This window comes from Acinetobacter sp. D009 (assembly GCF_038562025.1).
Taxonomy (GTDB): Bacteria; Pseudomonadota; Gammaproteobacteria; order Pseudomonadales; family Moraxellaceae; genus Acinetobacter; species Acinetobacter pittii.
In genome coordinates this window covers 434,204-450,903 of the sequence record NZ_CP151886.1, presented here as the reverse complement: position 1 = coordinate 450,903, position 16,700 = coordinate 434,204, and the positions used below count along the sequence as shown (strand labels likewise).

The following is a 16,700-nucleotide window of genomic DNA, read 5'->3' as shown; positions in this document are numbered from 1 at the left end:
AGGCATGAAATGCTTACGTATGTTTAGGGCATAACATCACACCTGAACCAAGGAAGAAATACAAATGCAATCTGGTGCCATCCGTCCTATTCCAAATATGTTACCAAGACAATTATTCAATGAAGAACACGAAGCCTTCCGTGAGACAGTGCGTAAATTCTATGAAAAGGAAGTCGTTCCCAATATAGAGAAATATGAAAAACAGCAACATGTTGACCGAGATCTTTGGAATAAAGCTGGAGAACTAGGTCTTCTTTGCACCACAATGCCAGAGGAATATGGTGGCTCTGGGGTAGATCGCCTATACAGTATGATTCTTATTGAAGAACAAGCGTATGCGATGGACTCAAGTACAGGTTTTTCTCTACATTCCGATATTGTTGCTAATTACGTTAATAATTTTGGTAATGAAGAGCAAAAACAAAAATGGTTACCCAAAATGGCAACTGGAGAAGTTGTTACTGCTATTGCAATGACGGAACCAGGCACTGGCTCAGATTTACAAGCGGTAAGAACCACCGCCGTACTTGATGGTGATGAATATGTCATTAATGGTTCTAAAATTTTTATTACAAATGGCTACTTATGCGACATGGCCGTAGTTGTTTGTAAGACTGGTAATAGTGAGAAAGGTTCGGCGAACTTATCCTTAATTATTGTAGAAGCAGACAGAGCTGGTTTTAGTAAAGGTAAACCACTAAACAAAATTGGTATGAAAGGCCAAGATACCTGCGAATTATTCTTTGATAACGTTCGCGTTCCTAAAGAAAACCTTTTAGGCATGGAAGGTATGGGCTTTATCATGCTCATGAAAGAATTAGCATGGGAACGAATGTTAGTTGCTATTATTTGTCAGGCAGGTGCTGAAGCAGCATTTGCACATACCGTCCAATATACAAAAGATCGTAAGGCATTTGGTAAACCTATTGGTGCATTTCAAAATACGCGCTTTAAACTTGCTGAACTCAGAACTGAAATCGATTTCTGCCGTACTTATTTAGATCGTTGTATGGAATTACAACTTGAAGAAAAATTGAGTGTCGAAGCTGCAGCTGCTGCTAAATATAGAATTTCTGATATGTTCTCGAAGATTGTAGATGAATGTCTTCAGTTACATGGTGGTTATGGCTATATGCTTGAATATCCAATTGCACGTGCATACATTGATCATCGAGCAAATCGAATTTATGCAGGTACAAATGAAATCATGAAAGAATTAATTTCAAGAACACTTTAATACCTTCACAAGAAAAGGGGCATTACGCCCCTTTTTTTATTTAACAGGACTTAAGATACTAATTTTGGTTTACGCTCATTCGCTTCAGAACGCTTATGAAAATGAAGAATGCCATCTTCAAATTTTGCATTTTTCAAAGACTTTCTATCTTCTAAATAGTTATTAGTCACCTGCCATGGAGCACGTTTACCTTGTTTAGGAAGTTCATGTGCTGCACGATTAATATAACCTGAAGATAGTTTACCCATTACGGTGTCTTCTTCCATCACAGTCTTATCACCCGATGGAATCACTTCATCATAACTATTTTTGTCCATATAGTTTAATAAGCGACAAATATATTCGGCAGCGATATCTACTTTGAGTGTCCATGAGGCATTCACATAGCCAATAATCATCGCCATATTCGGCACATCACTTAGCATTATGCCGTTATAAAGCATATGTTCAGATGAGTTGATTGGTTTCCCATCAAGAGTAGCCTGAACTCCACCCATAATCTGAACCTGTAATCCTGTTGCAGAAACAACGATATCAGCATCAAGATGTTTGCCAGATTTAAGTAAAATACCTTTTTCAGTAAATTTCTCGATCTGATCAGTTTCTACACTCGCTTTGCCTTCACGTAAAATCTTAAATAAGTCCCCATCTGGCACTACACATAAACGCTGATCCCAAGGATTGTATGAAGGTGTAAAATGCTTCATATCAACCTTACCTTTAAGCTGCACTTCAATTGCTTTTAAAAGTAAACGACGTACAGTTTTAGGATGTTTCTGAGACAGCGCATAAATAGCGCGCTGCATACCAATGTTGCGAGCGCGAGTAAATTTATAAGCTGCCTCTTCAGACATAAATTTACGTGTTTTTTCATAGATAAAATCGATAGAAGGAACGCTAGCAATATACGTTGGTGAACGCTGCAACATGGTCACATGACCTGCCCCACCTTTAGCCATTGCTGGTACTAAAGTAATCGCTGTTGCACCACTGCCAATAATAACCACCTTTTTACCTGCATAATCTAAGTTTTCAGGCCAATGCTGTGGGTGAATGAGTTGCCCTTTAAATGCTTCTTGATTTGAGAAAGAAGGCGCATAGCCCTGATCATAATTATAGTAACCTGTACAACCTACAACAAAGTTGGCAATCCAAGTCTGCTGTTTTTTATTGCTATCTTCGACTACAACCTGCCATTTTTTTGAAGCCGAATCATAATTAGCAGAAAGTACACGATGACCAAAATGAATTTTTTCTTTTAATTTAAATTCATTAATTACTTCACCTAAATATCCTTTAATAGAAGCACCATCAGCTAATACATTCGCTTTACACCAAGGTTTAAAGTTAAAACCAAAGGTAGACATATCTGAATCTGAACGGATACCAGGATAACGGAAAAGATCCCATGTTCCACCAAAAGACTCACGACGTTCTAAAATCTCGAATTGTCGTTGTGGTGAATTTTTTGACAAATGGGCAGCGATTCCGATTCCTGAAATACCTGCGCCAATGATTAAAATATCAACTTGCTTTTCCATTTTATTTTTATACCCATTGTTGAGAATATAAGTTTATTAAAACACAATTTTGACAATACACAATGTCAAGTTTGACCGTTTATCTACTTTTTTATGTCACTTGAGGACATTTTTATAATTTATTTTGTGGCTAGGAATAAAAAAGACCGGTATAAAACCGGTCTTTTTTGAATAAAATCAATTATTCAGCTGAAGTGTTTACTTCACGATCTACAAGCTCAACGTAAGCCATCGGTGCTGCATCACCAGCACGGAAGCCCGCTTTAAGAACACGTAGATAACCGCCGTTACGTTCTTTGTAACGAGGGCCGAGTACGGTAAATAATTTACCAACAGTTGCAGCATTACGAGTACGAGCAAATGCTAAACGACGATTTGCTACAGTATCGTTTTTTGCTAGAGTGATTAAAGGCTCAGCAACACGACGTAATTCTTTAGCTTTAGGCACAGTTGTTTTGATCAACTCGTGTTCAAATAAAGAATTAGCCAAGTTTTGGAACATCGCTTTACGATGGCTGCTTGTACGGCCTAATTTCACACCACTATTACGATGACGCATGGTGATAGTCCTACTTAATTAACGGCTACGATAGGCAAAACGGTCGTCCATACGAAGACTAGCTGGTGGCCAGTTTTCAAGACGCATACCGAGTTGTAAGCCTTTCGATGCCAAAACATCTTTGATCTCTGTTAACGATTTTTTACCAAGGTTAGGAGTTTTTAATAACTCAACTTCAGTACGTTGAACAAGATCACCAATGTAGTAAATATTTTCTGCTTTCAAACAGTTAGCAGAACGAACAGTAAGCTCTAGATCATCTACTGGGCGAAGCAAGATTGGGTCAACTTCTTCACGAGGCTCTTGAGCAACTGGAGTTTGGTCTTTCTGAAGATCAACAAAAATTGCAATTTGTTGTTGCAAGATTGTTGCCGCTTTGCGGATTGCTTCTTCAGGATCAACCGTTCCATTTGTTTCAAGGTCGATTACCAGTTTATCTAAATCGGTACGTTGTTCTACACGCGCATTTTCAACGGTGTAAGAAACACGCTTAATCGGGCTATAAGAAGCATCTAATTGCAAACGGCCAACAGGACGTGTTTCACCTTCAGGGAAACGAGAATCAGATGTTTCATAACCACGACCTTGAGCAACTTTCAAGCGCATTTTTAATGAGCCTGAAGCACTTAAAGTACCGATTAAATGTTCTGGGTTAACCACTTCAACATTATGAGGTAAACGAAGATCAGCAGCAGTAATATCGCCAGGACCTTGTTTCTCTAATGTTAAATATGCTTCATTTTGATCGAACAGCTTAATAGACAATCCTTTTAGGTTCAGCAAGAGCTCGACGATGTCCTGCTGCAAGCCTTCTAAAGTACTGTACTCGTGCTCGACACCTTCTATTTCTACTTCAACCACAGCAGCGCCAGGTAAAGAAGACAATAGAATGCGACGTAAAGCATTACCTAGAGTGTGGCCAAAACCACGCTCTAAAGGTTCTAGAATCACTTTTGCCGAGGTCCCGCTTACCGCTTCGACCTTGATCGCTTGCGGAGTTAGAAACTCGTTTGCAGTACGCGTCATTATTGCTACCTCAAGGATTATTTAGAATACAATTCTACAATCAAGCTTTCGTTGATTTCAGCAGGTAAATCAGAACGATCTGGTGCAGCTTTAAACGTACCTTCAAGCTTAGAATGATCAACTTCGATCCAAGCTGGAATACCACGTTGTGCAGCTAACTCAATCGCGTTTTTAATACGCAATTGTTGTTTAGCACCTTCGTGAACCGCAATTACATCACCAGCTTTAACTTGAATAGATGCGATGTTTACACGACGACCATTCAAAGTAATGCTACGGTGACTTACTAACTGACGAGCTTCTGCACGTGTAGAACCAAAACCCATGCGATAAACAACGTTATCAAGACGGCTTTCAAGCAATTTCAACAAGTTCTCACCTGTTGCGCCTTTAACACGAGCTGCTTCTTTATAGTAGTTACTAAATTGACGTTCTAACACACCGTAAATACGACGGACTTTTTGTTTTTCACGTAATTGTAGTGAATACTCAGATTGCTTACCACCGCGTGCCTGACCATGTTGACCAGGTGCTTTGTTAGCTTTTTTAGTTTTGACGTCAAATGGTTTAACGCCAGATTTAAGTTGCAGGTCTGTCCCTTCGCGGCGAGAGAGTTTGCATTTTGGACCAATATAACGAGCCATGAATGTTTCTCCTTACACGCGACGTTTTTTAGGTGGACGGCAACCGTTGTGAGGAATTGGAGTCACATCGGTAATGCTGTTAATCTTATAACCCACTGCGCCTAATGCACGAACCGCAGACTCACGACCTGGACCAGGACCTTTTACAAGGACATCCAGATTTTTCAAACCATAATCTAAAGCTGCTTTACCAGCAACTTCAGCAGCTACCTGAGCAGCAAACGGAGTTGATTTACGTGAACCACGGAAGCCTTGTCCACCTGAGGTGGCCCAAGCCAATGCATTACCTTGACGATCAGTAATCGTAACAATGGTGTTATTAAAAGACGCGTGAATGTGTGCAACACCTTCAGAGACGGTACGAGTGACCTTCTTGCGTGTGCGAGTATCTTTAGCCATCTTTTAGCTTCCAGAAATCTTACTTTTTAATCGGTTTGCGCGGACCTTTACGGGTACGTGCGTTAGTTTTGGTGCGTTGACCACGGACAGGCAAGCTGCGACGATGGCGAAGGCCGCGGTAGCAACCCAAATCCATTAAACGTTTAATGTTCATGGAAATTTCGCGACGTAAGTCACCTTCGGTAGGAACCTTAGCAACTTCTGCACGAATCGCATCAAGCTGAGCATCGTCCAACTCACGGATCTTAGTAGTTTCAGTAATACCAACTGCAGCTAAGATATTCTTAGCAGTGTGGCGACCGATACCAAAGATGTAAGTGAGGGAGATAACAGCATGCTTGTTATCCGGAATGTTTACACCGGCAATACGAGCCATTCACTTTCTCCAAAAAGGCAGTAGAGATAATCAACCGCCCCACAAAAATCTTGAGGGGCGGATATTAACCCAATTCGCCTACTGAAATCAACAGGTCTTGATTAGATTAACCTTGACGCTGCTTATGACGAGGTTCTGCGCTACAAATTACGCGAATAACCCCATTACGACGGATAACTTTACAGCTACCACAAATTTTCTTTACAGAAGCTTGTACTTTCATGATGAAACCTCTAAGTGCGCTTATCCCTTAGGATGAGCAGTCGTTTTTCTCATTAATGTTTGATTATCATATTGATGAGATGTTAAATGCGCTTGTAGCTGAGCCATAAAGTCCATAACCACGACAACTACGATCAATAATGAGGTACCACCCAAATAGAATGGAATCCCAAAAGAGCTTTGTAGAATCATTGGCATTAAACAAATGACCGTAATATAAATCGCACCAATAAACGTCAAACGATTAAGAATATGATCTAAGTAACGAGCAGTTTGCTCACCTGGGCGAATACCAGGCACATAAGCTCCGCTGCGTTTTAGATTTTCTGATACTTCCTTAGGGCTAAATACTAAAGCCGTATAAAAGTAACAGAAAAAGATAATTAACGCACCAAAGAGCACCAAATACAAAGGCTGTCCAGGCGACAATACTAAAGCTAAATCTTGTAAGCTGCTTTTAATAAAACCAGCATTTGGATCTGCACTTCCCACCCATTGACCAAGACTTGCTGGGAACAAGAGTAAAGAACTTGCAAAAATCGCAGGAATAACACCAGCCATATTAATTTTTAATGGCAAATGCGTCTGCTGTGCTGTAAATATACGACGCCCTTGTTGCTTTTGCGCATAGTTTACTGGAATGCGACGTTGTGCTTTTTCAATAAACACAATAGCTGCCAATACACCTAAAGACAAAAGACCAAAAATTACAAGACCAATTAAACTTGTCTGACCATTATCTACAGAAGAAACTGATTGCATAATTAGTTTAGGCAAACCAGCAACAATACCTGCAAAAATAATCATTGAGATACCGTTACCAATACCTCTTTCAGTGATTTGCTCACCTAGCCACATTAAGAACATAGTTCCAGCGACAAGTGAAGTTACTGCTGGGATATAAAACGCAAGACCAACTGACAGAGTAATACCCTGACCAATCAAACCTGCGCACATACCAACTGCTTGAACCACTGCAAGCAACAATGTGCCCTGACGCGTATACTGATTAATTTTACGCTTACCTTGCTCACCTTCCTTTTTCAAGGCTTCAAGTGATGGAATTACAGTAGACATTAACTGCACAATAATTGACGCAGAAATGTACGGCATAATCCCTAAAGCAAGAATAGACATTCGCTCTAAAGCACCGCCAGAAAACATATTGAATAGCCCAAGAATAGTTCCTTGGTTCGCATGAAATAAATTTTCTAACGCAGCATTATTAATGCCTGGTACTGGAATATGCGCTCCTAGTCGAAAGACCAGCAATGCACCGATTAGAAAACTCATCCGGCGAATAATTTCACGGTATTTCACATGAAATGGCTGACCTTTCATCATGTTGACATGACCTGAAGAACTAGGAGACATAGACACTCGAGATTACTCCTCGACTTTACCGCCAGCTGCTTCAATCGCAGCTTTAGCGCCTTTAGTCAATGCAACACCTTGAACAGTGAATGCACGAGTGATTTCACCAGAAAGTACGATACGAGCACGAATTTGGTCACGACGAACAACATTCGCAGCTTTCAAAGTTTCTAGGCTAACGATGTCGCCTTCAACTTTACTTAACTCAGATAAACGTACTTCAGCAGTTTTTAAAGCGATTTGGCTAGTGAAACCGAATTTAGGTAAACGACGATAAATCGCAGTTTGACCGCCTTCAAAGCCTGGACGAACGCCACCACTTTTACGTGATTTTTGACCTTTGACACCACGGCCACCAGTCTTACCAACGCCAGAACCGATACCACGGCCTAAACGACGGTGTTCACGTTTTGCACCTTCTGCAGGCGCAAGTTCATTTAAACGCAGAGTCATGGCTTATTCCTCTACACTAACCATATAGTAGACTTTGTTGATCATACCGCGGTTAGAAGGCGTATCTTGCACTTCTACAGTATGACCAATACGACGCAGACCTAAACCTTGTAAGCAAAGCTTGTGATTTTTCAAGCGATGTGAAGAAGATTTAGTCTGGGTAACTTTAATCGTTTTCATGATTGATTACCCTTGAATTTCTTCTACTGATTTACCACGTTTCGCAGCGACTTTCTCAGGAGAAGTCATATCACGCAAACCTTTGAAAGTTGCGTTTACTACGTTTGCAGCATTAGTAGAACCATAACATTTAGCAAGTACGTTATGTACACCTGCAGCTTCTAGAACGGCACGCATAGCGCCACCAGCAATTACGCCAGTACCTTCAGAAGCAGGTTGCATATATACACGGCTTGCACCATGACGAGCATTCACAGGGTGTTGTAAAGTAGTACCTGCAAGGTCTACAGTAATCATGTTGCGACGTGCAGCTTCAAGTGCTTTAGAAATAGCAGCTGGAACTTCACGAGCTTTACCACGACCAAAACCAACACGACCATTACCATCACCCACAACAGTTAATGCTGTGAAAGAGAAGATACGACCACCCTTAACAACTTTGGCTACACGATCAACGGCAACCAGCTTTTCAACAAGACCTTCGTTTTGTTCAACTTTAGCCATGATTAGAACTCCAAGCCGTTTTCACGAGCAGCATCAGCCAAGGCTTTGATACGACCATGATATTTAAAACCAGAACGGTCAAATGCAACTTTAGTTACACCAGCTGCTTTCGCACGCTCTGCGATTAAAGCGCCTACTTTAGTAGCCGCGTCTACATTACCTGTAGTACCGCTACGTAAAGATGCATCCAAAGTTGAAGCTTGTGCTAAAACTTTGCCACCATCTGCTGAAATAACTTGAGCATAGATGTGACGCGGAGTGCGGTTTACACACAAACGAGTCGCACCCAATGCACGAATGTGCAAGCGTGTGCTTTTCGCACGACGCAAACGGGATTGTTTCTTTTCGTTCATAAGAACCTCGCGCCTTATTTCTTCTTAGCTTCTTTACGAAGAATGACTTCATCCGAATAACGAACACCTTTACCTTTATATGGTTCAGGAGAACGATATGCACGGATTTCTGCCGCTACTTGACCTAACAACTGCTTGTTTGCTGATTTCAAAATGATTTCAGTAGCAGTTGGAGTTTCCGCTGTTACACCTTCAGGTAAAGCGTAGTCAATTGGGTGTGAAAAACCAAGGTTAAGGTTTACAACAGTACCTTTAACCGCAGCTTTATAACCAACACCAACTAGCTGCAACTTACGTTCGAAGCCTTCACTAACCCCTTTTACAAGGTTATTCAATACAGCGCGAGCAGTACCAGCTTGCATCCAAGCATCTTTCGATTCTTTAACTGGAGCAAGTTGAAGTTTACCTTCTTCCTGTTTTAGCTCGACCAGCGCATGCAGGTTGAAAGACAATGTACCTTTGCTGCCTTTCACTTCGACCTGCCGGCCGTTCTGAGTAACTGCTACACCATTAGGTACAGTTACTGGGGCTTTAGCCACACGAGACATGAGGAATCACCTATTAAGAAACAAAAGCAATAACTTCACCACCAACGCCCGCAGCACGTGCAGCGCGATCAGTCATGATGCCTTTGCTTGTAGAAACAATTGCAATACCTAAACCTTGCTTAACGCTTGGAAGTTTATCTTTACCACGGTATTGGCGAAGACCTGGACGGCTTACGCGTTTAACCATTTCGATAACTGGTTTGCCTTCGAAATATTTTAAAGTAATTGTCAAAGTAGATTTTGTCTCTTCTTGAGCAACTTCTACATTTGAAATATAACCTTCTTGTTGAAGTACGTTTGCAATTGCAACTTTCAACTTAGAAGAAGGCATAGAAACAGTTTGTTTCTTAGCCATTTGTGCGTTACGAACACGCGTTAGCATGTCGGCAACGGTATCTTGCATACTCATTTAGTCGCTCCTTACCAGCTTGCCTTAACAACGCCTGGTACATCACCCTGCATTACTGTGTCACGTAATTTGTTACGGCTTAAACCGAACTTACGGAAGTAACCATGAGGACGACCAGTTAAACCACAACGGTTACGAAGACGTACCGGAGATGCATTACGTGGCAATGCTTGTAACTTTAACATCGCTTCGAAACGCTCTTCTTCACTTGCATTTACGTTTGCAATCGTAGCTTTTAATTCAGCACGTTTTGCAGCGTATTTAGCAACTGTTTTTTCGCGTTTCAATTCGCGATTAATCATACCTTTCTTAGCCATATCGACCTCTTATTTGAACGGGAAGCCGAATGCACGCATAAGCGCACGGCCTTCGTCATCGGTGCGAGCAGTCGTAGTAATAGTAATATCCATACCACGAATACGATCAATCTTATCGAAATCGATTTCAGGGAAAACGATTTGCTCTTTCAAACCCATTGAGTAGTTACCACGACCATCAAATGATTTCGAAGAGAAACCACGGAAGTCACGGATACGAGGGATTGCGATTGAGATCAAACGGTCCAAGAATTCGTACATTTGGTCGCCACGTAAAGTAACTTTACAACCAATCGGCCAACCATCACGGATTTTGAAACCAGCGATAGATTTACGAGCAAGTGTAATTACTGGTTTTTGACCAGCAATTAATTGCATGTCGACTACAGCGCCATCTAATAATTTCTTATCAGTTGCAGCTGCGCCTACACCCATGTTTAGGGTAATTTTTGTGATGCGTGGAATTTCCATCACGTTCTTAATGCTAAGTTCTTCTTGTAACTTCGCTTTAAGTTCTTCGTTGTAACGTGCTTTAAGTCTGGCCATTGCCTTTTCAACCTATTACTTCGCTACCGCCACTGATTCACCATTTGATTTATAAACGCGAGTTTTCACGCCATCAATCACTTGGTAACCAACACGGTCAGCCTTCTGGGTTGTAGCATTTAAAATTGCCACGTTTGAAATATGAAGCGAAGCTTCTTGAGTAACGATACCGCCTTCAGCGCCAGTTACACGATTCGGCTTTTGGTGCTTCTTCACTAAGTTAAGGCCTTCAACCTTAACGCGGTCTTCAGAAACAGACAATACAGTACCCTGTTTGCCTTTTTCTTTACCTGCGATCACGATAACTTGATCGCCTTTTTTAATCTTAGCCATGATTGCCTCTTATAGAACTTCAGGAGCCAATGAAATGATTTTCATGAACTGTTCAGTACGAAGTTCACGAGTCACTGGTCCGAAGATACGAGTAGCAATCGGAGCTTTGTTGTTGTTCAGGATAACTGCAGCATTATCATCAAAACGGATCACAGAACCATCTGGACGACGAATGCCGAATTTAGTACGAACTACAACCGCATTCATCACGTCACCTTTTTTAACACGTGCGCGTGGGATTGCTTCTTTTACAGTAACTTTAATAATGTCGCCAACAGAAGCATAACGACGATGTGAACCACCAAGTACTTTAATACATTGTACGCGGCGAGCACCACTGTTGTCTGCTACGTCGAGCATAGTTTCGGTTTGAATCATTGCCCTACTCCAAAACCGAGCATCACCGGTCACAATTTCGAAAGGCTCAAAGAGTACTCGAAATTGACCGATGATGCAACAAGAACGTCGAATTACTCAGCAGCTGCTTCAACTACTTCCACTAAAGTCCAAGCTTTAGTTTTAGAAATTGGGCGGCTTTCTTTAATGGTCACAACATCGCCAAGTTTAGCAACATTGTTCTCATCATGAGCGTGTAACTTAGTTGAACGGCGAATTGATTTGCCATACAACGGGTGTTGAACGCGGCGTTCGATAAGAACAACAATAGACTTGTCCATTTTGTCGCTTACTACTTTGCCGGTTAACGTGCGGACTGTTTTTTCACTCATTGTCCGTTCCCCTGTTTTTCGGTAAGGAGTGTCTTAATACGAGCAATTGTCTTACGAGCAACTTGCACTTCATGCGATTTACCCAACTGACCAGTTGCTTTCGCCATACGAAGACGGAATTGATTAAGCTGTTGCTCATCAAGCAAAGCTTTCAACTCTTCTACCGATTTTTCACGTAGATCTTTAGTTTTCATTACATTACCGTCCGAGTCACGATAGTGGTTTTAAACGGAAGTTTAGCAGCAGCTAAAGCAAATGCTTCACGCGCTAATTCTTCGTTCACACCTTCAATTTCGTACAGGATCTTACCTGGTTGGATCTGGCAAACCCAGTACTCCACGCTACCCTTACCTTTACCCATACGCACTTCAAGAGGCTTTTGAGTAATTGGTTTATCCGGGAATACGCGAATAAAGATTTTACCACCACGCTTAATACGGCGGCTAATAGTACGACGTGCAGCTTCAATCTGACGAGCAGTCATACGACCACGTTCAGTTGCTTTGATTGCAATCGAACCAAATGATACTGTACTACCACGATGCGCTAGACCAGTATTACGGCCTTTGTGCACCTTACGGAATTTGGTACGTTTAGGTTGCAACATGGATTATTCTCCCTTGTCAGCAGCACGGTCACCGCGACGACCACGACGCTCTTGACCTTCACCACGACCACGACCACGTTTAGCTGGACGATCTTCAGCAGGAGCAGGGTTCATGACTTGTTTCATGCCACCTAAAATCTCGCCACGGAAAATCCAAACTTTAACACCAATCGTACCGTAAGTTGTTTCTGCACGCATAGTTGCATAGTCAATGTCTGCACGTAACGTATGTAAAGGTACACGACCTTCACGATACCATTCTGTACGAGCAATCTCTGCACCACCTAAACGGCCAGACACTTCAACTTTGATACCTTTAGCACCAGCACGCATAGTGTTTTGAACCGCACGCTTCATAGCACGACGGAACATTACACGCTTTTCTAATTGAGAAGCGATTGCTTCAGCAACTAAACGCGCATCTAAGTCTGGGCGATCAATTTCGTTGATACTTACTTGCGCTGGAACACCCATAATGCTGGTAAGTTCGCGCTGTAATTTCTCAATATCTTCGCCTTTTTTACCGATTACGATACCAGGACGAGCTGTGCTAATAGTTACTTTAGCAGCGCCTGATGGACGTTCGATAAGAATGTTGCTTACCATCGCATTCTTAAGTTTTTTAGTTAAAAACTCACGAACTTGAAGATCTTTAAGCAAGTATTCAGCGTATTGTTTCGGATTCGCATACCAGTTAGCGTTATGACGTTTCACAACACCTAGGCGGATACCGATTGGATGAACCTTCTGACCCATATCAAACCCCTACCTTAACGGTGATGTGACAAGTACGCTTAGTAATACGATCTGCACGGCCTTTAGCACGTGGCATAATACGTTTAAGGCTCATGCCTTCGTCAACGTAAATCGTAGATACTTTAAGATCGTCAACATCTAAACTGTTATTGTGTTCAGCGTTTGCAATCGCAGATTCCAATGCTTTTTTTACTAAAACAGCAGCTTTTTTATTGCTGAAGTTTAAGATATTTAAAGCATGCGCAACAGATTTGCCGCGAATAAGATCTGCAACCAAACGTGCTTTCTGTGCCGAGATAGCGGCACCGCGTAATTTAGCAGTTACTTCCATCATGACACCTATTAACGTTTAGATTTCTTGTCAACACCGTGACCACGATAGGTACGAGTTGGCGCGAATTCACCGAGTTTATGACCAACCATATGCTCAGTAACAATTACTGGAACGTGGTTACGACCATTATGAACAGAAATTGTTAAACCAACAAAATCTGGAAGGATCATCGAACGACGAGACCAAGTTTTAATCGGCTTGCGAGAGTTACTAGCAACAGCCGCTTCAACCTTAGCGAACAAGTGCGCATCGACGAATGGGCCTTTTTTCAGAGAACGAGGCATTAGTCAGATTCCTTTACTTGACGCGACGGTCGCGAATAATCATCTTAGTCGTACGCTTATTGGTACGTGTCTTGTACCCTTTAGCTTTTTGACCCCATGGGCTTACAGGTTGAATACCTTTGTTACGCCCTTCACCACCACCGTGCGGGTGATCAATCGGGTTCATCGCCATACCACGTACGGTAGGACGAACACCACGCCAGCGCGAAGCACCAGCTTTACCCAATGAACGAAGGTTGTTTTCTTGGTTAGAAACTTCACCAATTACAGCGCGGCATTCAACGTGTACTTTACGCATTTCGCCTGAACGAAGACGAATAATTGCGTAAGAACCATCACGACCCAACAACTGAACAGAAGCACCAGCAGAACGCGCTAATTGCGCACCCTTACCAATTTTAAGTTCAACGTTATGAAGTGTAGAACCGATCGGCATATTACGAAGTGGCAAGCAGTTACCTGGACGAATTGGAGCATCGTTACCAGATTGTACTTTATCGCCAGCACGTAAGCCTTTAGGTGCGATGATATAACGACGCTCACCATCAGCATATTTCAACAAAGCAATATGTGCTGTACGGTTTGGATCGTATTCAATACGCTCTACAACAGCTGGGATGCTGTCTTTGTTACGTTTGAAGTCAACGATACGATAGTGTTGTTTATGACCACCACCAACGTGACGAGTAGTAATGTGACCGTTGTTATTACGACCACCAGTACGTTTTTTAGCTTCAACCAACGGTGCGTAAGGAGCGCCTTTGTGAAGATGGTCATGAACCACTTTCTCTACAAAGCGACGTCCTGGAGACGTTGGCTTACATTTTTGAATCGGCATAATTTTCGTCCTTATTCCGCTGCGCTTTCAGCGGTATCGCCCAAGTCAGCCATTTCAACATCTTGGCCAGCTTTCAGGGTGACGTATGCTTTTTTAACATCAGAACGGCGTCCCAATGTACGACCAAAGCGCTTAGTCTTACCTTTAGTAATAGTTGTGTTAACTTTAACAACTTCTACACCAAAAAGTTTTTCAACTGCTTTTTTGATTTCAAGCTTAGTAGCATTGATGTCTACTTTAAATACTTGAACACCAACAGTATCACCTAATACTTGTGCCTTTTCTGAGAAGACTGGTCCTTTTAGGACTTGATAGATACGTTCGTTGTTCATCCGAGTTCTACCTCAATTTTCTTAGCAGCAGCTACAGACATCACAACTTTATCAAACGCGATCAAGCTTACAGGATCGATTGCAGTTGCATCCACCACATCTACATGCGGAAGGTTGCGTGCTGCAAGATATAAGTTCTCATCTACAGCGTCAGTAACGATTAATGCACGAGCAGCATTTAAGTCGTTAAGCTTAGCAAGCAATTCTTTAGTTTTTGGAGCTGCAACTGCAAACTCTTCAACTAATACAAGACGATCTTGGCGAACAAGTTCAGCTAAGATACATTGCATTGCACCGCGGTACATCTTACGGTTTACTTTTTGAGACCAATCTTGTGGACGAGCAGCAAAAGTTTTACCACCGCCAACCCAGATAGGACTACGAATAGAACCCGCACGAGCACGACCAGTACCTTTTTGACGGAATGGCTTTTTACCACCGCCAGAAACGTCTGCACGTGATTTCTGAGCACGAGTACCTTGACGACCACCTGCTAAGTAAGCAGTAACAACTTGGTGTACAAGAGCTTCGTTAAATTCACGTCCGAAAGCAACTTCAGACAATTCAACAGCAGAGCCGGAAACAGTTTTCAAATTCACGGTATTTCCCCTCAGGCCTTGATGGTAGGACGTACAATCACGTCACCGCCAGTTGCACCAGGAATTGCACCTTTAACAACTAAAACAGAACGTTCAGCGTCAATAGATACGATTTCAAGACCTTGTACTGTTACGCGTTCGTCACCTAAGTGACCAGCCATTTTCTTGCCTTTGAACACGCGTCCAGGAGTCTGGTTTTGACCTGTAGAACCTAATACACGGTGAGAAACTGAGTTACCGTGAGTAGCGTCTTGAGTACGGAAGTTCCAACGTTTAACACCACCTTGGAAACCTTTACCTTTTGATTGACCAGTTACGTCAACAATTTGACCAACTGCGAACAAATCAACGCCAATAGTACCGCCAACTTCACGGCCTTCAAGCTCAGCTTCAGTAACACGGAACTCTTTAACTAAACGACCAGCAGCAACACCAGCTTTCGCGAAGTGACCTTTCTGAGCGTTAGTTACGCGAGATTCGCGACGTTCACCAGTAGTTACTTGAACAGCTTGATAACCATCAGTTTCAAGTGTTTTGATTTGCGTAATGCGGTTTGGATCGACTTCGATGACTGTAACAGGTACAGAAACACCTGCATCTGTAAAGATGCGAGTCATACCACATTTGCGACCGACTAAACCAATAGCCATGTGCATAAACCTCTAAAAAAGCGGCCTAATTAACTTAGAAGTTAATCAACCGAAAGCCTTAACCCAAAGCGATCTGAACATCAACACCAGCCGCAAGATCTAATTTCATCAATGCATCAACAGTTTTATCTGTAGGTTGAACGATGTCGATCAAACGTTTATAGGTGCGGATTTCGTACTGGTCACGCGCATCTTTGTTAACGTGCGGTGAAGTAAGAACGTTGAAGCGTTCGATGCGAGTAGGCATCGGAATTGGACCACAAACTTGTGCGCCAGTACGCTTAGCGGTTTCTACGATCTCTTGAGCAGATTGATCAATCAGACGATGATCAAAAGACTTCAAACGGATACGAATTCTCTGGTTAGACATACCAGTAAACTCCAAGCCAAACATATAAAGAATCACCCTTGACGCATCTCACCCATTGGTAAGTGTCAAAGGCAGTGAAAATCACTAAGGTCATGATCGATGCCACGACTGTAATGCACATTTACTACTTTCTTCGCAGTAAATGCCCCTCCTTTTGAGGGTCGCCCATTATAACGATTGT

29 protein-coding genes and 1 pseudogene are annotated in these 16,700 nt (G+C 42.2%); 1 reads left to right on the top strand and 29 read right to left on the bottom strand.

Annotated features, from left to right (window positions below; all coding sequences use genetic code 11):
* Window positions 1–64 precede the first annotated feature (64 nt).
* Window positions 65–1,237 (top strand): acyl-CoA dehydrogenase family protein, encoded by a 1,173-nt coding sequence (locus AAC388_RS02220; protein ID WP_342371132.1) that lies wholly within the window; start codon window positions 65–67, stop codon window positions 1,235–1,237.
* Between the two features lie 50 nt (window positions 1,238–1,287).
* Here AAC388_RS02220 and AAC388_RS02215 read toward each other — a convergent pair whose 3' ends face one another.
* The 29 genes and pseudogenes from AAC388_RS02215 to rpsJ all read right to left on the bottom strand — a co-directional run bounded on the left by AAC388_RS02215 (window position 1,288) and on the right by rpsJ (window position 16,519).
* Window positions 1,288–2,778 (bottom strand): NAD(P)/FAD-dependent oxidoreductase, encoded by a 1,491-nt coding sequence (locus AAC388_RS02215; RefSeq protein WP_202724341.1) that lies wholly within the window; start codon window positions 2,776–2,778, stop codon window positions 1,288–1,290.
* Between the two features lie 181 nt (window positions 2,779–2,959).
* Entirely contained in the window at window positions 2,960–3,337 is a 378-nt protein-coding gene (gene rplQ / locus AAC388_RS02210) for a 50S ribosomal protein L17 (RefSeq protein ID WP_002049717.1), read from the bottom strand.
* A gap of 18 nt (window positions 3,338–3,355) precedes the next feature.
* The gene (gene rpoA, locus AAC388_RS02205; protein ID WP_002116730.1) at window positions 3,356–4,363 is read right to left on the bottom strand and encodes a DNA-directed RNA polymerase subunit alpha; all 1,008 of its coding nucleotides are present in this window, start codon (window positions 4,361–4,363) and stop codon (window positions 3,356–3,358) included.
* A 17-nt stretch (window positions 4,364–4,380) separates the two neighbouring features.
* The gene (gene rpsD / locus AAC388_RS02200) at window positions 4,381–5,007 is read right to left on the bottom strand and encodes a 30S ribosomal protein S4 (protein WP_000135204.1); all 627 of its coding nucleotides are present in this window, start codon (window positions 5,005–5,007) and stop codon (window positions 4,381–4,383) included.
* 12 nt (window positions 5,008–5,019) lie between these two features.
* Complete coding sequence (rpsK, locus tag AAC388_RS02195) at window positions 5,020–5,406, bottom strand: 30S ribosomal protein S11 (protein WP_001040166.1); 387 nt, start codon at window positions 5,404–5,406, stop codon at window positions 5,020–5,022.
* 19 nt (window positions 5,407–5,425) lie between these two features.
* Window positions 5,426–5,782 carry a 30S ribosomal protein S13 gene (gene rpsM / locus AAC388_RS02190; protein ID WP_000090815.1) on the bottom strand — a complete coding sequence of 119 codons (357 nt, stop codon included), beginning with the start codon at window positions 5,780–5,782 and terminating at the stop codon, window positions 5,426–5,428.
* Window positions 5,783–5,888: 106 nt separating this feature from the next.
* Window positions 5,889–6,005 (bottom strand): 50S ribosomal protein L36, encoded by a 117-nt coding sequence (rpmJ, locus tag AAC388_RS02185; protein WP_000867907.1) that lies wholly within the window; start codon window positions 6,003–6,005, stop codon window positions 5,889–5,891.
* A 20-nt stretch (window positions 6,006–6,025) separates the two neighbouring features.
* Window positions 6,026–7,345 carry a preprotein translocase subunit SecY gene (gene secY / locus AAC388_RS02180; protein ID WP_014207743.1) on the bottom strand — a complete coding sequence of 440 codons (1,320 nt, stop codon included), beginning with the start codon at window positions 7,343–7,345 and terminating at the stop codon, window positions 6,026–6,028.
* Between the two features lie 45 nt (window positions 7,346–7,390).
* Window positions 7,391–7,831: a 50S ribosomal protein L15 gene (rplO, locus tag AAC388_RS02175; protein ID WP_002116985.1), complete on the bottom strand. Its 441-nt coding sequence runs from the start codon at window positions 7,829–7,831 to the stop codon at window positions 7,391–7,393.
* A gap of 3 nt (window positions 7,832–7,834) precedes the next feature.
* Window positions 7,835–8,011, bottom strand: a complete 177-nt coding sequence (gene rpmD, locus AAC388_RS02170) for a 50S ribosomal protein L30 (RefSeq protein WP_000849088.1) — start codon at window positions 8,009–8,011, stop codon at window positions 7,835–7,837.
* A gap of 6 nt (window positions 8,012–8,017) precedes the next feature.
* Window positions 8,018–8,515, bottom strand: coding sequence for a 30S ribosomal protein S5 (gene rpsE, locus AAC388_RS02165; protein WP_001141025.1), 498 nt, complete (start codon window positions 8,513–8,515; stop codon window positions 8,018–8,020).
* A gap of 2 nt (window positions 8,516–8,517) precedes the next feature.
* Complete coding sequence (gene rplR, locus AAC388_RS02160) at window positions 8,518–8,868, bottom strand: 50S ribosomal protein L18 (RefSeq protein ID WP_002049741.1); 351 nt, start codon at window positions 8,866–8,868, stop codon at window positions 8,518–8,520.
* A gap of 14 nt (window positions 8,869–8,882) precedes the next feature.
* Window positions 8,883–9,416, bottom strand: a complete 534-nt coding sequence (rplF, locus tag AAC388_RS02155) for a 50S ribosomal protein L6 (protein ID WP_002116801.1) — start codon at window positions 9,414–9,416, stop codon at window positions 8,883–8,885.
* 13 nt (window positions 9,417–9,429) lie between these two features.
* Window positions 9,430–9,825, bottom strand: a complete 396-nt coding sequence (gene rpsH, locus AAC388_RS02150; RefSeq protein ID WP_002049732.1) for a 30S ribosomal protein S8 — start codon at window positions 9,823–9,825, stop codon at window positions 9,430–9,432.
* 11 nt (window positions 9,826–9,836) lie between these two features.
* Window positions 9,837–10,142 carry a 30S ribosomal protein S14 gene (rpsN, locus tag AAC388_RS02145; RefSeq protein ID WP_002049689.1) on the bottom strand — a complete coding sequence of 102 codons (306 nt, stop codon included), beginning with the start codon at window positions 10,140–10,142 and terminating at the stop codon, window positions 9,837–9,839.
* 9 nt (window positions 10,143–10,151) lie between these two features.
* Window positions 10,152–10,688 (bottom strand): 50S ribosomal protein L5, encoded by a 537-nt coding sequence (gene rplE / locus AAC388_RS02140; RefSeq protein ID WP_002116961.1) that lies wholly within the window; start codon window positions 10,686–10,688, stop codon window positions 10,152–10,154.
* A 15-nt stretch (window positions 10,689–10,703) separates the two neighbouring features.
* Complete coding sequence (gene rplX / locus AAC388_RS02135; protein WP_002116820.1) at window positions 10,704–11,021, bottom strand: 50S ribosomal protein L24; 318 nt, start codon at window positions 11,019–11,021, stop codon at window positions 10,704–10,706.
* Between the two features lie 9 nt (window positions 11,022–11,030).
* On the bottom strand, window positions 11,031–11,399 hold the full coding sequence (gene rplN / locus AAC388_RS02130; protein WP_001982634.1) for a 50S ribosomal protein L14: 369 nt from the start codon (window positions 11,397–11,399) through the stop codon (window positions 11,031–11,033).
* 92 nt (window positions 11,400–11,491) lie between these two features.
* Window positions 11,492–11,749 carry a 30S ribosomal protein S17 gene (gene rpsQ, locus AAC388_RS02125; RefSeq protein WP_002116661.1) on the bottom strand — a complete coding sequence of 86 codons (258 nt, stop codon included), beginning with the start codon at window positions 11,747–11,749 and terminating at the stop codon, window positions 11,492–11,494.
* Complete coding sequence (gene rpmC / locus AAC388_RS02120; RefSeq protein ID WP_000849928.1) at window positions 11,746–11,943, bottom strand: 50S ribosomal protein L29; 198 nt, start codon at window positions 11,941–11,943, stop codon at window positions 11,746–11,748. The genes rpsQ and rpmC overlap by 4 nt, the downstream gene beginning before the upstream one ends.
* The gene (gene rplP / locus AAC388_RS02115) at window positions 11,943–12,356 is read right to left on the bottom strand and encodes a 50S ribosomal protein L16 (RefSeq protein WP_002049688.1); all 414 of its coding nucleotides are present in this window, start codon (window positions 12,354–12,356) and stop codon (window positions 11,943–11,945) included. Before rplP ends, rpmC begins: the two co-directional genes overlap by 1 nt.
* Window positions 12,296–13,112: pseudogene (gene rpsC / locus AAC388_RS02110) on the bottom strand (30S ribosomal protein S3). Before rpsC ends, rplP begins: the two are co-directional and overlap by 61 nt.
* A gap of 1 nt (window position 13,113) precedes the next feature.
* Window positions 13,114–13,443 carry a 50S ribosomal protein L22 gene (gene rplV, locus AAC388_RS02105; RefSeq protein WP_001982638.1) on the bottom strand — a complete coding sequence of 110 codons (330 nt, stop codon included), beginning with the start codon at window positions 13,441–13,443 and terminating at the stop codon, window positions 13,114–13,116.
* 11 nt (window positions 13,444–13,454) lie between these two features.
* On the bottom strand, window positions 13,455–13,730 hold the full coding sequence (rpsS, locus tag AAC388_RS02100; protein ID WP_001138119.1) for a 30S ribosomal protein S19: 276 nt from the start codon (window positions 13,728–13,730) through the stop codon (window positions 13,455–13,457).
* Between the two features lie 13 nt (window positions 13,731–13,743).
* Window positions 13,744–14,568: a 50S ribosomal protein L2 gene (gene rplB / locus AAC388_RS02095; RefSeq protein ID WP_002049686.1), complete on the bottom strand. Its 825-nt coding sequence runs from the start codon at window positions 14,566–14,568 to the stop codon at window positions 13,744–13,746.
* Window positions 14,569–14,579: 11 nt separating this feature from the next.
* Window positions 14,580–14,900 carry a 50S ribosomal protein L23 gene (gene rplW, locus AAC388_RS02090; RefSeq protein ID WP_002049693.1) on the bottom strand — a complete coding sequence of 107 codons (321 nt, stop codon included), beginning with the start codon at window positions 14,898–14,900 and terminating at the stop codon, window positions 14,580–14,582.
* Complete coding sequence (rplD, locus tag AAC388_RS02085) at window positions 14,897–15,499, bottom strand: 50S ribosomal protein L4 (RefSeq protein ID WP_002049755.1); 603 nt, start codon at window positions 15,497–15,499, stop codon at window positions 14,897–14,899. Before rplD ends, rplW begins: the two co-directional genes overlap by 4 nt.
* A gap of 11 nt (window positions 15,500–15,510) precedes the next feature.
* Window positions 15,511–16,149, bottom strand: coding sequence for a 50S ribosomal protein L3 (rplC, locus tag AAC388_RS02080; RefSeq protein WP_014207747.1), 639 nt, complete (start codon window positions 16,147–16,149; stop codon window positions 15,511–15,513).
* A 58-nt stretch (window positions 16,150–16,207) separates the two neighbouring features.
* Window positions 16,208–16,519 carry a 30S ribosomal protein S10 gene (rpsJ, locus tag AAC388_RS02075; protein ID WP_000070912.1) on the bottom strand — a complete coding sequence of 104 codons (312 nt, stop codon included), beginning with the start codon at window positions 16,517–16,519 and terminating at the stop codon, window positions 16,208–16,210.
* Window positions 16,520–16,700: the final 181 nt, after the last annotated feature.